General features: G+C 58.2%; 12 protein-coding genes. 6 read left to right on the forward strand and 6 right to left on the reverse strand.

The annotated features are described in order from the left end of the window. Positions 1–59: 59 nt before the first annotated feature. Genes NH398_RS06300 through trpC form a run of 3 tightly spaced genes read left to right on the forward strand, consistent with a single transcriptional unit; the run spans position 60 to position 2,533 of the window. A complete protein-coding gene (locus NH398_RS06300) occupies positions 60–665 on the forward strand; it encodes an aminodeoxychorismate/anthranilate synthase component II (protein WP_253017272.1) in 606 nt (201 codons plus the stop codon). A gap of 36 nt (positions 666–701) precedes the next feature. Further along, the gene (gene trpD / locus NH398_RS06305; RefSeq protein ID WP_159341692.1) at positions 702–1,721 is read left to right on the forward strand and encodes an anthranilate phosphoribosyltransferase; all 1,020 of its coding nucleotides are present in this window, start codon (positions 702–704) and stop codon (positions 1,719–1,721) included. An 8-nt stretch (positions 1,722–1,729) separates the two neighbouring features. Then, positions 1,730–2,533, forward strand: a complete 804-nt coding sequence (trpC, locus tag NH398_RS06310; protein ID WP_159341693.1) for an indole-3-glycerol phosphate synthase TrpC — start codon at positions 1,730–1,732, stop codon at positions 2,531–2,533. Between the two features lie 43 nt (positions 2,534–2,576). Here trpC and NH398_RS06315 read toward each other — a convergent pair whose 3' ends face one another. The 3 genes from NH398_RS06315 to NH398_RS06325 all read right to left on the reverse strand — a co-directional run bounded on the left by NH398_RS06315 (position 2,577) and on the right by NH398_RS06325 (position 7,721). Further along, positions 2,577–5,678, reverse strand: coding sequence for an FAD-binding and (Fe-S)-binding domain-containing protein (locus NH398_RS06315; protein ID WP_253017274.1), 3,102 nt, complete (start codon positions 5,676–5,678; stop codon positions 2,577–2,579). A gap of 88 nt (positions 5,679–5,766) precedes the next feature. Then, positions 5,767–6,357, reverse strand: a complete 591-nt coding sequence (locus NH398_RS06320) for a DUF4202 domain-containing protein (protein WP_253017276.1) — start codon at positions 6,355–6,357, stop codon at positions 5,767–5,769. 110 nt (positions 6,358–6,467) lie between these two features. Continuing rightward, a complete protein-coding gene (locus NH398_RS06325) occupies positions 6,468–7,721 on the reverse strand; it encodes a dicarboxylate/amino acid:cation symporter (RefSeq protein ID WP_159341696.1) in 1,254 nt (417 codons plus the stop codon). Positions 7,722–7,964: 243 nt separating this feature from the next. On the opposite strand from NH398_RS06325, the gene serS reads away from it, so the two are divergent. Next, the gene (serS, locus tag NH398_RS06330; protein WP_253017278.1) at positions 7,965–9,242 is read left to right on the forward strand and encodes a serine--tRNA ligase; all 1,278 of its coding nucleotides are present in this window, start codon (positions 7,965–7,967) and stop codon (positions 9,240–9,242) included. Here the strand turns inward: serS and NH398_RS06335 are convergent. After that, positions 9,184–10,014, reverse strand: a complete 831-nt coding sequence (locus NH398_RS06335) for an SIMPL domain-containing protein (protein WP_159341698.1) — start codon at positions 10,012–10,014, stop codon at positions 9,184–9,186. The two genes, serS and NH398_RS06335, sit on opposite strands and share 59 nt — an antisense overlap. A gap of 194 nt (positions 10,015–10,208) precedes the next feature. On the opposite strand from NH398_RS06335, the gene NH398_RS06340 reads away from it, so the two are divergent. After that, on the forward strand, positions 10,209–11,342 hold the full coding sequence (locus NH398_RS06340; RefSeq protein WP_159341699.1) for an AI-2E family transporter: 1,134 nt from the start codon (positions 10,209–10,211) through the stop codon (positions 11,340–11,342). A gap of 88 nt (positions 11,343–11,430) precedes the next feature. On the opposite strand, the gene trxA is transcribed toward NH398_RS06340, so the two are convergent. Then, on the reverse strand, positions 11,431–11,814 hold the full coding sequence (gene trxA, locus NH398_RS06345) for a thioredoxin (RefSeq protein ID WP_159341700.1): 384 nt from the start codon (positions 11,812–11,814) through the stop codon (positions 11,431–11,433). 276 nt (positions 11,815–12,090) lie between these two features. Between trxA and cysB the strand changes: the two genes are divergently transcribed. Beyond that, positions 12,091–13,065: an HTH-type transcriptional regulator CysB gene (cysB, locus tag NH398_RS06350; protein ID WP_253017289.1), complete on the forward strand. Its 975-nt coding sequence runs from the start codon at positions 12,091–12,093 to the stop codon at positions 13,063–13,065. 58 nt (positions 13,066–13,123) lie between these two features. Here the strand turns inward: cysB and NH398_RS06355 are convergent, their stop codons facing one another. Further along, positions 13,124–13,744, reverse strand: coding sequence for a phosphoadenosine phosphosulfate reductase family protein (locus NH398_RS06355; RefSeq protein ID WP_253017291.1), 621 nt, complete (start codon positions 13,742–13,744; stop codon positions 13,124–13,126). Positions 13,745–13,817: the final 73 nt, after the last annotated feature.

The following is a 13,817-nucleotide window of genomic DNA, read 5'->3' on the forward strand; positions in this document are numbered from 1 at the left end:
TGGGTTGGGGTATCATCTAGCCTGTGCGGTTTTATTTATGTGATGGAGTAAGCGGGGCGATGGCGCAAGCGCAGGCAGAGCAACGGGTGTTGATGCTGGATAACTACGACAGCTTCACGTTTAACATCGTCCAGTACCTGGGTGAGCTGGATGCCGAGGTGATGACCTATCGCAACGATGAGATTACCCTGGAGCAGATGCGTGCCCTGGCGCCTACCCATCTGGTGATTTCGCCCGGCCCGTGTACGCCCAACGAAGCGGGCATTTCGCTAGCGGCCATCGAGCACTTTGCGGGCAAACTGCCTATTTTGGGCGTTTGCCTGGGGCATCAGGCCATTGGCCAGGTGTACGGCGGCAAAGTGGTGCGGGCACCCCAGGTGATGCACGGTAAAACCTCGGCCGTGGTACACCGTGGGCAGGGCGTGTTCAGCGGGCTGGAAAACCCGCTGGAAGTGACACGCTATCACTCATTGGTGGTTGAGCAGGAGAGCCTGCCCGACTGCCTGGAAGTGACCGCCTGGACCGCCGAGGATGACGTAACGCCCGGGCTGATCATGGGCTTTCGTCATCGTACCCTTGATGTGGAGGGGGTACAGTTTCACCCTGAGTCGATACTCACGCGCCAGGGCCATGCGTTATTGGCCAATTTTTTACAACGCGGCTGATCGCCAAATTCATACGCTTTAGGGGCTTTCCTGCTCATGCAAATGCGAGACGCAATTAACGCGGTGATGCGCCGCGAAGACCTCTCTTTCAATGCGATGCACGCACTGATGCGCCAGATCATGACCGGCGAAGCCTCCGACGCGCAAATTGGCGGCCTGCTGGTGGGGCTGGCCATGAAAGGCGAAAGCGCTGAAGAGATTAGCGCCGCCGCCCAGGTGATGCGCGATTTAATGAAACGCGTTGAGCTACACACCGAGAACGTGGTGGATATCGTCGGCACCGGCGGCGATGGCGCGAACCTGTTTAATGTGTCCACGGCGTCTAGTTTTGTGGCCGCCGCTGGCGGTGCCCATGTGGCTAAACATGGCAATCGCAGCGTCTCCTCTTCTTCTGGCAGCGCCGATTTATTCGATATTGCCGGCATCTATCTCGACCTCAAGCCTGAACAAGTGGCGCGCTGCATTGAGCAGGTAGGCGTTGGCTTTATGTTCGCACCCAACCACCACCCAGCCATGCGCTATGCCATTGGGCCACGGCGGGAAATGGGCGTACGTACGCTGTTCAATATTCTTGGCCCGTTAACCAACCCCGCCAGTGCGCCCAATCAAGTGCTGGGCGTGTATTCCGCGGAGCTAGTGCCTCTGATGGCCGAAGTATTGCGCAAGCTGGGTAGCCGCCATGTCATGGTGGTGCATTCTGAAGATGGACTGGATGAAATCTCCCTGGCAGCGCCCACTCTGGTGGCAGAGCTAAAAGAGGGCGAGATTACCCAGTACACGATTACGCCGGAATCCATGGGCATTGAGCGCCAAAGCCTCGCCACCCTTAAAGCGTCCAGCGCGGAAGATAGCCTGCGTTTGGTGAAAGCCGCACTTAGCGGTGAAGGAGCGGCGGCAGATATGGTGGCGCTCAACGCCGGGGCGGCGCTTTACTGCGCGGGCGTGGCCGATAGCTTGAAAGAGGGCGTGATGGTGGCCCAGGATGCCCAGGCCTCCAAACTACCGCTTGAGAAGCTCCGAGAGCTTTCGCACTTCACTAGCGTCTTTAAAGGGTAAAACTTCCAATGAGTGACCAGGCAACGCCGACTATTTTAACGCGCATTTTGGCCCGTAAAGATCAGGAAGTCGCTGAGCGTCAGCAAGCAGTATCTGAGGCTGATCTGCTAGCGCTAGCGGAGAAGCAGAGTGCGCCCCGTGGCTTTATTGCTGCATTGAATCAGCGTATTGCGGCAGGCGACGCGGCAGTCATCGCCGAGGTGAAAAAAGCCTCGCCCTCTAAAGGCGTGATGCGGGAAGAGTTTCACCCAGCGGATATCGCCAAAAGCTACGCCCAGGGCGGCGCAGCGTGCCTTTCCGTGCTCACCGATGCCGACTTCTTCCAGGGCCATGAGGATTACCTCATTGCCGCTCGCGATGCCTGCGATCTGCCGGTGATCCGTAAAGACTTTATTACCCACGGCTATCAGGTCACTGAAGCGCGCGCCATCGGTGCGGACTGCATCCTATTGATTGTGGCGGCGCTCAATGACGCTCAGCTGCGTGACCTGCACCAGCAGGCCAACGCATTGGGGATGGATGTGCTGGTGGAAGTTCACGATGCAGAGGAGCTAGAGCGCGCCCTGGCGCTGGACCTAAAGCTGGTGGGTATTAACAACCGCAACCTACACACTTTTGATACCAGCCTGAATACCACTCTGGATCTGCTGCCGCGTATCCCTGAAGGCGTGACCGTGATTACCGAATCCGGCATTCACACGCGTGATGATGTAGAGCTAATGCGTGACCACGAGGTCAATGGCTTTTTGGTGGGGGAAGCGTTTATGCGCGAAGAGGACCCTGGTTTGGCCCTCAAGCGGCTGTTTTTCTGAACGCTCCACACGGATGCCAGCAAGCCCCAGCAGGCCAGCCGCGTTAGCGGCTGGCCTGTTTGATACTGGTCAGCAGAGCTTGCAGAGGGTGGGGCAGGGTTTGCGCCGAGTAGCGTTTCACCTGGCTGCGGCAGGAGTAGCCGGTGGCTAGTAGCTTACCGCTGTTCTCTTCCGCTTCCACCTGGGGCTGCCACGACTGGGCATAAATCGTTTTCGAGGTGGCGACGTTACGGGTCTCGTGGCCGTAGGTGCCGGACATGCCGCAGCAGCCCGTGGTGGCCAGCTCTAGCTGCAAACCAAACGCTGCAAATACCTGCTGCCACGCTTTTGGGCTGCCCGGCGCGTTGGTTTTTTCGGTGCAGTGGGAAAGCAGCTTAAAGCCTGGGTCTTTGAGCGTTAGCTGGCCGGGGGCGAGGGTGTTGACGCGGGTGGCTAGCCACTCTTGCAGCATCAGTACGTTCGGCACTTGCTCAGGGCCCAGCGCTTTGACGTACTCCTGGCGGTAGGTCAGCGTCATGGCAGGGTCGATGCCTACCATGGGCACCTCGAACTCGCTGAGTGCGCGAAGGCGTTTGGCCTGCTTTTCTGCCGTGCGCTCAAAGGCACCCAAAAAGCCCTGTACGTGTAGCGGCTTGCCGTTGGCGGAAAACGGCATGACGAACACGCGCAGGTTCAGCCGCGATAGCAGCTCTACCACATCCATCACCAGCTTGGCTTCAAAGTGGGTGGTGAAGGCGTCTTGCACAATCACGACGCTGTTGGCCCGCTGCTGCTCGGTGAGTAGCGCAAGCGATGTGGGCGTGGCTTCCGCAATGCCCCAGGCGCGCAGCTGCTTTTTCACGTTAGCGCGAGAGAGCGCGGGAGAGTCGCTAATACCGAGCCCCTTCTGCATGAGTTGCTCGACCCAGCGCTGGCCAAGGGCGGCGTTATACAGCGGAGCCATCTTGGTTAACGCAGGCAGCATAAATTCGGTGCCGCCAATCACGTAATCCCGCAGCGGGCGCAGATAGCGGCCGTGATACACCTCTAAAAACTGTGAGCGGAACTGCGGTACGTTGACTTTGATCGGACACTGGCCCGCGCAGGACTTACACGCCAAGCAGCCCGCCATGGCATCGTAGACTTCATGGGAGTAGTCGTGGTGCTGCTGGCGGCTAACGGTGTTCATCACCCGCTTGGGGAAGCTTTTGATAAAGCCCCAGGTGCGCTCGGCTTTCTTTTTGCGCGACTCTTCCACCACGTCGATGCCCGCTTGCGACTGCAAGCGCAGCCACTCACGAATCAAGCTGGCGCGGCCTTTAGGGGAGTGGCGGCGGTCGCGGGTGGCCTTCCACGATGGGCACATGGGGTCGTCCACATCGTAGTTGTAGCAAGCGCCGTTGCCGTTGCAATACACCGCTGCGTCATAGGCCTGCCAGGCCCGCTCGTCAATAGTGCGGTCGAGCTGGCCGCGCATGGGCACGCCGTCAACGGTGAGCAGTTCCGGGTCGCTCTCTTTCGCAATCAGCGTGGTGCTTTCAGAAGGTGAGGCGATCTTGCCGGGGTTGAGCTGGTTGTGCGGGTCGAACGCCGCCTTGACCTGCTGCAGGCAGGGGTAAAGCTCACCGAAGAACTTCGGCCCGTACTCGGAGCGCACGCCTTTACCGTGTTCGCCCCACAGCAGCCCGCCGTACTTCTGGGTGAGCGCAGCGACTTCATCAGAAATCTCGCGAATCAGCGCTTCCTGGGCGGGGTCTTTCATATCCAGTGCCGGGCGCACATGCAGCACCCCCGCATCCACATGGCCAAACATGCCGTAGGAGAGCTGGCGCGCATCCAGCGCGGCGCGGAACTCGGTAATGAAGTCGGCCAAGTGTTCCGGCGGAACGGCGGTGTCCTCCACGAACGGCAGCGGGCGTTTTTCCCCCTGAACGTTACCCAGCAGACCCACCGAGCGTTTGCGCATGGCGTAGACTTTCTGGATCTGCGGGCGGCCTTCCGCCAGGGTGTAGCCTAATCGCTCTACGGTGGCATCCTGGCTCAGGTGCTGGGTAAACGCCGTTACACGCGCTGCGAGCTGTTCGGGGTCATCGTCGTTGAACTCGATCAGGTTGATGCCCTGAATAGGCGTGCTGCCCGCCGGGAAAAATTCTGCCACGCTGTCCCAAACGAAGTCTTCCATCGCCAGTTGCAGCACGGTGTCGTCCACGGTTTCAATGGACGTTGGCTTCGCGCTGCTGGCCATCAACGCTTTGGCATCCCGCAAGGCATCCATAAAGCTTGGGTAGCGTACGTTGACCAGCGTGGAGTGCTTGGGGATCGGCAAGACGTTGAGCACGGCTTCGTTTAAAAAGCCCAGGGAGCCTTCCGAACCGCACAGCAGGCTATTCAGGTTAAGCTGGCCCTCTTCGCGCAGATGCGCTAGGTCGTAGCCGGTCAGGCAGCGGTTGAGCGGCGGGAATGTTGCTTCGATCAGCTCCCGCTGTTGATCGATTATCGTGGCGGCAGTGCGGTGTACATTGCCTAGCACACCCTCTTGCGCCAGCGCCTGCTGCTCCTCTTCCGCGTTGAGTGGGCGGCTGTGTAAATGCTGCCCGCCGAGCAGAATCGTATCCAGCTCTAGCACGTGGTGGCGGGTTTTGCCGTACTGGCAGCTACCCTGGCCACTGGCATCGGTGGAGATCATGCCGCCAATGGTGGCGCGATTCGATGTTGAAAGTTCAGGGGCGAAAAACAGCCCGTGGGGTTTCAGCGCGGCGTTGAGCTGGTCTTTGACCACGCCTGCTTGTACCCGCACCCGGCGGGCTGCCACATCAATCTCAATGATTTGGTTCATATGGCGGGAGACATCCACCACGATGCCATCGGTCAGCGACTGGCCGTTGGTACCGGTGCCGCCACCCCGTGGGGTCAGGACGATATCCCGATGGGGCAGTTCGGAGGCAAGCTTGGCAAGGCGCTCTAAGTCTTCGGCGTGTTTGGGAAAAACCGCCGCCTGGGGAAGGCGCTGATAAATCGAGTTATCCGTTGCCAGCACGGTGCGGTTGGCGTAATCCGGCGCTATTTCACCTTCGAACCCACGCGCGCGGAGGGCTTCGAGAAAACGCACATAGTGGCTGCCAATTCGTTCGAAAGGGGCCGTGCGAGAATCCAGGGATGCAATCATAGAGGGTTGAGCCGTCACTGCTGGAAGCGGATAGGGGATAGCGTTACTTTACCGCAGCTGCTGCGCCGGTGCATCTTGACGTGCCGTCTCAGTGACTGCCTAACGCCTCTTTGACGAGCGCTGAACAGGCGTTGTTCATGGGTAGCGCCAGAGCCAGGGTGTGCGCCTGCGGCGACATCTTGCCCCAGGTCTTTTGCACAATGCGCACCATATGGTCGTGCTCTACCTTTCGGGAGAAATCGGCGAAGTAGTTTTCCAAGAACACTAAGCAGGCGCAGTCTTCCAGGGCTTGCACATCGCTATCCCGCCCCAGGCCTTGCTTGCGAATCATGCTGGCCACGCGCTTGGCCTCCTCTTGGGAGTAGCCCGCTTCTTCCATGATTGCCGCCGTGGTATCGCCTGCCTGGGCACTTTGGTCTCGCCGCCAAGTTAAGTAGCCAATACGGCCTTCTGGGTAATCGCTTCGCGGCAGTTGCCAGCGCTGCAGATGCTGGGCACGCACGGCAATGCGCAACAGCTCGCTCGGCGTCTCCTGCAGTCGCTCTAGCCACCGGCTCATGCGCTGTGCATAAGCCAGCTCTTTGGGCTGGGCGTCACCATTTGGCAGGGTGGTCGTCTGAGGATCTTGGGCGTGCAGCGCATCGATAGCGGCAAGGGTCTTTTCAACGGTGGACGACATGGCGGCTCGCTTGGGGAGAGTGGAAGAGTCGTATCCTAGCAGCTTGCCAGCCACTATAAAAAATGCCCGCTGCCAAGGGCAGCGGGCGTGTGAGGTGGCAGAACCTGGCATCAAGAACGGCTGGTGTTGTAAATCTCCTCGTTGAGCTCGCCCTCGCTTTTACCTACCAGCGTGGTGACCATCAAATCACCGGCTACGTTCACGCTGGTGCGTGCCATGTCTAGAATGCGGTCGATACCCGCCACCACGGCAATGGCTTCCAGCGGCAGGCCAATTTGCGCCATAACGATCGACAGCATGATCAGCCCTGCACCGGGAACGCCCGCTGTGCCAATCGAAGCCAGCGTACCGGTGGCAACGATCATGCCATAGTCCATCATGCTGAGATCGGTGCCGGTCATCTGTGCAATGAACAGCACCACCACGCCTTGATACAGTGCCGTGCCATCCATATTGATGGTGGCGCCTACGGGCAGTACAAAGCCGGACACCCCTTCGGAGACGCCCAGGTTTTTCTGTGCGCAGCGAATCGAGACGGGCAGGGTGCCTGCCGAGGACGCAGAAGAGAAAGCGACGACAATGGCGTCCAGGCTGCCTTTCAGGTAACGCACGGGATTCAAACGACCCAGCAGGGAGATAAAGCCCGAGTAAATCACCAGAACATGCAGAATGCTGGCCACGTAGACCACGCCGATGAGTTTGGCGAGCGGTAGCAGGATTTCCAATCCGTACTGGCCGGAGACGTGTGCAATCAAACCAAACACCCCGAACGGGGCGAACGCCATCACGAGGCCGGTGAGTTTGTACATGGCCTCTGCGAAGCTATCGAAAACCTTCATGACCGGCTCGCCCTTCTCGCCGATCAGGGTAAGCGAGATTCCCAAACCAATGGCAAAGACGATGATCTGCATGATATTGCCGTTCGCTAGGGCATCCAGCGGGTTTCGCGGCACGAGGTTGACCAAAATAGAGACCAGAGAGGGCGCTTCATTGGCCGAGACCTCGGCATCGAAGCTCAGCCCCACTCCCACCCCAGGCTGTAGCAGAGTGGAAAGGACGAGGCCAATGGTGATGGCAAAGGCAGTGGTCACTAGGTAAAGCGTGATGGTGCGTGCACCGATACGGCCCATCTTTTGTGGATCTCGCATGGAGGTGATGCCCACCACCAGGGTGGAAAATACCAGCGGTACAATCAGCATCATGATGGCATTAATGAAGATATCGCCCAGAGGCTTGAACACACTGGCTGTTTCACCCAGCAGCGCACCGGCCAAGACCCCAAGGGCTAAACCCGCCAGGATTTTTTTCCACAGCGCGATACGCCGCCACCAGCCGAATGTTCCTTTCGTTGCGGTTTCCTGCACAACATTCTCCTTTTCTAAAACCCGTTGTTAGTGGTTCTTGCTATGAAGCGGCGGGCACTCTATCACTTTTGGCTAATGATTGGGGATGGGTATGTGATGTGCTCATGGCGCATGCCTGCGCTTCCTCTGCGCGTTGCTAAGGCCATGCCCCATAGCCCCCTGTCTCGCTTTTGCCTACAATAGCTCTCTTTGTCACGGCGTCGATGTGCCGTGTTCCACAGTATTCAGGCCAAGGGATAATCCATGCTCGATCCGAAACTGCTGCGCGGTGATCTTGATGCGACTGCGCAACAACTGGCCCGCCGGGGCTTCGAACTCGATACAGCAGCGCTGCAGGCGCTAGAGTCGCGCCGTCGTGAGCTGCAAACTCAGACCGAGCAACTGCAGAACGAGCGTAATATGCGCTCCAAAGCGATTGGTAAGGCCAAGGCCAACGGTGAGGACATTCAACCGCTGTTGGACGAGGTGAGTGATCTAGGCGATCGTTTGGACGCGGCCAAGCGCGAGCTGGCCGAGGTGCAGGCCGAGTGGGACGACGCGATTAGCGGTATTCCCAACCTGCCCCATGAGAGCGTGCCGGAAGGCAAGAGCGAAGACGATAACGTCGAGCTGCACCGCTGGGGGACGCCGCGAGAGTTCGATTTCGACGTACTGGATCACGTGGACTTGGGCAAGAAGTCTGGTTATCTCGATTTTGAGCTGGCGGCCAAGCTGACCGGCGCGCGCTTTGCAGTGATGCGCGGGCCCGTTGCGCGCCTGCATCGCGCGCTGGCGCAGTTCATGCTGGATACACAGACCCAGCAGCACGGCTATGAGGAGTGCTACGTGCCTTACATGGTGAATCGCGATTCGCTGATGGGTACGGGCCAGCTGCCCAAGTTTGGCGAGGATCTGTTCAAGCTGAACGATGAGCGGGAGTACCACCTGATTCCCACATCGGAAGTACCGCTGACCAACTTCGTGCGTGATGAGATCGTCGAGCTGTCTGCGCTGCCGATGAAGCTCACGGCGCATACTCCATGTTTCCGTTCGGAAGCCGGCTCCCATGGGCGCGATACCCGTGGCATGATTCGTCAACACCAGTTCGATAAAGTCGAAATGGTGCAAATTGTGGAGCCGGAGAAGAGCTACGACGCGTTGGAAGAGATGCGCGGCCATGCAGAAGCCATTCTGCAGGCGCTTGAGTTGCCGTATCGAGTGGTGACGCTATGTACGGGTGACATGGGTTTTGGCGCGGCAAAAACCTACGACTTGGAAGTGTGGCTACCGAGCCAGAACACGTATCGGGAAATCTCGTCAGTCTCCAACTGCGAAGATTTCCAGGCGCGTCGGATGCAAGCGCGTTACCGTCATCCGGAAGCCAAAAAGCCGCAGCTCCTGCATACGCTCAATGGTTCTGGCCTTGCTGTTGGCCGCTGCCTGCTGGCGGTGCTCGAAAACCACCAGCAGGCGGATGGGTCGATTACTGTTCCGGCTCCCCTGCAACCCTACCTGGGCGGCCTCGAGCGTCTTGCCCTCTAAGCGCCCACTCGACGTTCACCCCGGCATCGATGCGAATGGTGCCGGGGCGGTAGTCGCTGGCTGAACCGCTGCCCATGGCGTCACTTTCGGCGCGCATGGCCATCATGCGGGGTTGAAAGATGGGCGCCTGGGTCTCTTCGATGCGCTGAACGGGGCCAAGCGTGACATCGAGAGTGCTCGCCATGAGATCGGCTTTATGGCGGGCTTTTTCCAGCGCCTTGGTCAGTGCTTCGTCGGTCGCTGCGTCCCGGTCCTGCAGGTCGAACTGCACGCCATCCAGCGCATTGACGCCAGCGCCAATCAGCGCGTCCAGCACATCGCCTAATTGGTCTATATTAGTTAGCTCTACGCTGAAGGGGCGCTCCAAGCGGGTGCGCATCAGAGTATCTTGCTCGCCCCCTTCATTGCGCGGTCCCGCAACATGCTCAGGATAAACGTTCAGTGAACCGGCATTGATCGCGCGTTGCTCGATGCCCATCTCTTCCATGGCGGCGATGAGTTCGCTGGCCCGCTGCTCGAGACGTTCGCGAGCGCTGCCAAGCGCGGCACTGTCCGTATCTTCTAGGGTAGAGACGGCGGGCGTATTCTCCCATAGGCGTGCTGAGAGCGTGGCTTTATCGGGTTCGACTTCTACCCACGACTGCGCTTGAACGCTCAGGCTAGGGGGTGCAGGGGGAGCGGCATGAGCGCCCGGGGCGGCCAAGAGGGCTAATAGTGCGCCACCTATCACGCCATGGCGGAGTCGTTTCAAAGGGTGCGTTGCTGTTTTCATTGGTCACTTCCTTGCTGAGAGAGCCAGTACGTTGTGTGCGCTGAATAGCGTGTGATGTCGCTGCTTTGAAGGGGGCGTGGCCATAAAGTTCACAGGCTAAGCTTAGACGAAAAACAGTTGCTGAATGTTTGCATGGTTTGTGCAATACCAGCCAAACCACCATCATGTATAGATAACATGCTAAGGAAAGGGCTATGTCGAAGTTGTCGGATGAGGATTATCGAAGTATTCCGCTCAATGCCACGCTGGCGCTCGCTGCGCTGGTGGTGATCATTGCGGGCATGAAAGTAGGGGCTGATTTATTGGTGCCGCTGTTGCTAGCGGTGTTCATTGCCGTGGTATGTACCTCTCCCGTTCAGTGGCTGCATCACTGCGGCCTCAGCCGACGAATGTCGGCGTTGATTACGCTGTTGGTCTTGGTGGGGTTTCTATCGCTGATTGGCTTACTGGTGGTCAACAGCTTTAGTACCTTCGTCGAGGCGCTGCCGGACATCGAGTCTAGGCTCTATGAGCACTATTGGGATCTGCTCAATACGTTGGCTTCCCATGGATTGGCCATCGATCCCGATCAGCTCAGCTCTATGTTCGCCATGGAAGAGGACGGTTCCTGGGTTGCCACGCTGTTGGGGGAACTTGGTTCGCTGTTCATGCAGGGCAGTATCGTCGCACTGCTGGTGATCTTCATGCTGTTCGAGACGCTGCACTTCCGCGATAAGGTGTCGCGCGCACTCGAGAATCCCGCGCCAAGCCTCAAGCGGTTCAGCGAGTTCAGTTTGACGTTGAAACGCTATTTGGCGGTGAAAACCGTGATTAGTCTGGCGACCGGCGTGCTGGTATGGCTCTCATGCCTGATGGTGGGGGTGGAATTCCCGCTGCTCTGGGGGGTGCTGGCCTTTGCGCTCAATTTCATCCCCAACATCGGTTCGGCACTGGCAGCGATTCCTCCGGTGCTGCTGCTTTTGGTCTCCCAGGATGGCGGTTTGCTACAGGCATTTTTGTTGGCCTCTGCGTATCTCGTCATCAATTTCATTTTGGGTAACTTGATCGAGCCGCGAGTGATGGGCCAAGCGCTGGGGTTATCCACTTTCGTGGCGTTTCTTTCGCTAGTGGTATGGGGGTGGATCTTTGGTGCAGCGGGTATGTTGCTATCGGTGGTGCTCACCATGACGCTGAAAATCGCGCTGGATAGTCATCCACAAACGCGCTGGATTGCCCACTTGCTGGGGCCTGGCAGGCAACGAAACGTGCAGGTAAGACGACCTGGCGATGCGCGCCGACCGCCATGGCGGCGTGGCGTGTGGTCTAAGCGTGAAGAGAGCGACGTTTGATGACTAGGCGCGGCGCTGGTGAAAGAGAGACGTGAGGAAAGGGGGGAGCGGCGTTACCGCTGGCAGTGCCAGCGGTAACGTGAACGGCTTAGGCGTTCTGGTCGATGAACTGCGTCAGCTGAGACTTGGATTGCGCACCGACCAGAGAGGCAACCTTGGTGCCCGACTTGAACAGCATCACGGTCGGTACACCGCGGACGCCCTGTTCGGCGGCGATTTCCGGGGCATCGTCAACGTTCACGCTGACGACTTTCAGATTGTCGCCACGCTCTGCGGCCACTTCATCGACAACAGGTGCCATGACTTTACACGGGCCGCACCAGGGGGCCCAGAATTTCAGCAGGACAGGCTGTTCGGCGTTGAGGACTTCTTGCTCAAAATTGGCGTTGGTGACATCAACATTGGTAGCCATTTGCTTCTCCCGTTTGCGTTGCTCTTGCTGTTTCGTTGCCTCAAATGGAGCAACGGTCATTACGCGATATATTAGCGCACTTTCACCGCGCCAAGTTGCCAGATGTTAGCGGGCGAGAAGGGTGCTGGCAAATTCCTGATGCGATTTGTCCTTAAATAGAAAAAATTAATAGATGTCCATAGTCTCTATTTTTTATACTATAAGGGAATTATAAGCCATTTTTTTATTCAAAAATGTGCTCATTGAGCCATGGTAACCGGGCGCTTGGCCAAGCACAGAGTTGCAGCGCGAGGATGCGCTTTTACGTGCTTCCTGCATAGATAATAAGGTGAGGATATGAAGCTACAGCAACTTCGCTATATCTGGGAAGTCAATCGACACAATCTCAACGTTTCGGCGACGGCCCAGAGCCTGTTCACGTCCCAGCCGGGCATTTCCAAACAGATTCGCTTGCTTGAGGATGAGTTGGGGGTCGAAATTTTTGCCCGCAGCGGCAAGCACCTGACCCGTGTCACGCCTGCCGGGCAGTCGATCATCGAACTGGCTGGGCAGGTGCTCAAGCTTACTGAGAATATCAAGCAAGTGGCTCAAGAGCACAGCGACGAACGTCGCGGCAGCCTGTCCATTGCGACCACCCATACCCAGGCGCGCTATGCCCTGCCGCCGATCATCAGTGAATTCACCCTGAAATACCCGGAAGTGGCGCTGCACATGCAGCAGGGCACGCCTAAGCAAATTGCGCAGATGGTGAGCGAGGGGCAGGCGGACTTTGCCATTGCCACGGAGTCGTTGGAACTGTTTACCGACTTGGTGCTGCTGCCCTGCTATCGCTGGAATCGCTGCGTGCTGGTGCCGAAAGAGCACCCCTTGGCCACCTTATCAGGCCCGTTGACCCTGGAGGCGTTGGCCGAGCACCCGTTGGTGACGTACGTCTTTGGCTTTACCGGACGTTCACAGCTCGACGATGCCTTCAAAGCAAAAGGTCTGACGCCCAACGTTGTCCTCACCGCTGCCGACGCGGACGTGATCAAGACCTACGTACGTTTGGGAATGGGCGTGGGCATCGTTGCGCACATGGCCGTCGATCCCTCCCTGGATAGCGATTTGGTCGCACTGGATGCTAGCCATTTGTTTGCCAGCTCGACGACGAAAATCGGGATTCGGCGCGGAACCTTCATGCGTGGCTACATGTACGACTTCTTGGCGCGTTTTGCGCCGCACTTGACCCGTGACCGGGTGGACGAGGCGCTCATGGCCGGGCCACGCTTCGAACAGGCGCTGTTCGAAGGGGTCGAGCTGCCCGAGTATTGATCAAAAAAACCTGCTCCGACGCTACGTCGGAGCAGGTGATGTGTCCATGATTGGCCGCTCAGTGCTGAAGGTGCAAGCCACACTCGCGCTTCTCTTCCACTTTGGTGGGATCGAAGTAGTCGAAGTTGTTGGGCAGGTCGTGGGCTTCTAAGTAGTAGTACATGTCTTTGGCGGTCCACTGCAGCAGTGGGGCTACTTTCAGTAAGCCGTCGCTGTTGCGGCTGACGACCTGCATCTTTGCCCGTTCGGGCGTATCTTCGGCGCGCAGTGCGGTAAACCATACGTCAGGCTGCATCTCACGCAGCGCGCGTTCGAAAGGTTCCAGCTTTACTTCTTGAGTGAAGGCAGCGTGGCGCGGGTCATCGATGCCGGGCATGGGGCCGTCCAGCGCTTCACGATGAGCGCGAGTACGCATTGGCAAAAAGCTGACGATATTCAAATTCAAGCGCTGATTCAGCGCATCGGCGAACTGGTAAGTTGCTTCGGTGTTATAACCGCTATCCATCCAGACAATGGGGATGTCAGGGCGTACTTGCGTCACCATGTGCAGGATGACGGCTTCGAACGGGCGGAAGTTGGTGGTGCAGATCGGGCGCTCGCCCTGGCTGAACGCCCACTCGATGAGTCCTTGCGGGTCGTTGGCAAAATCGCGATTGATCTGTTCAAGCGTTGAGGACATGCGGCCTCCTTTGTGAAAAAGCGTGCAATGTCTCTAGGCTACCAAAGGCGAGGGGCTTCTCCCCAATACCGTT

The organism is Halomonas sp. CnH100-B (assembly GCF_024124605.1).
In the GTDB taxonomy this organism is placed as follows: domain Bacteria; phylum Pseudomonadota; class Gammaproteobacteria; order Pseudomonadales; family Halomonadaceae; genus Vreelandella.

Excerpts from the sequence above, each read along its gene's own strand:
- NH398_RS06300 (WP_253017272.1), top strand. The coding sequence starts at position 60 with ATGGCGCAAGCGCAGGCAGAGCAACGGGTGTTGATGCTGGATAACTAC.
- trpD (WP_159341692.1), top strand. The coding sequence starts at position 702 with ATGCAAATGCGAGACGCAATTAACGCGGTGATGCGCCGCGAAGACCTC.
- trpC (WP_159341693.1), top strand. The coding sequence starts at position 1,730 with ATGAGTGACCAGGCAACGCCGACTATTTTAACGCGCATTTTGGCCCGT.
- NH398_RS06315 (WP_253017274.1), bottom strand. The coding sequence starts at position 5,678 with ATGATTGCATCCCTGGATTCTCGCACGGCCCCTTTCGAACGAATTGGC.
- NH398_RS06320 (WP_253017276.1), bottom strand. The coding sequence starts at position 6,357 with ATGTCGTCCACCGTTGAAAAGACCCTTGCCGCTATCGATGCGCTGCAC.
- serS (WP_253017278.1), top strand. The coding sequence starts at position 7,965 with ATGCTCGATCCGAAACTGCTGCGCGGTGATCTTGATGCGACTGCGCAA.
- NH398_RS06335 (WP_159341698.1), bottom strand. The coding sequence starts at position 10,014 with ATGAAAACAGCAACGCACCCTTTGAAACGACTCCGCCATGGCGTGATA.
- NH398_RS06340 (WP_159341699.1), top strand. The coding sequence starts at position 10,209 with ATGTCGAAGTTGTCGGATGAGGATTATCGAAGTATTCCGCTCAATGCC.
- trxA (WP_159341700.1), bottom strand. The coding sequence starts at position 11,814 with ATGACCGTTGCTCCATTTGAGGCAACGAAACAGCAAGAGCAACGCAAA.
- cysB (WP_253017289.1), top strand. The coding sequence starts at position 12,091 with ATGAAGCTACAGCAACTTCGCTATATCTGGGAAGTCAATCGACACAAT.
- NH398_RS06355 (WP_253017291.1), bottom strand. The coding sequence starts at position 13,744 with ATGTCCTCAACGCTTGAACAGATCAATCGCGATTTTGCCAACGACCCG.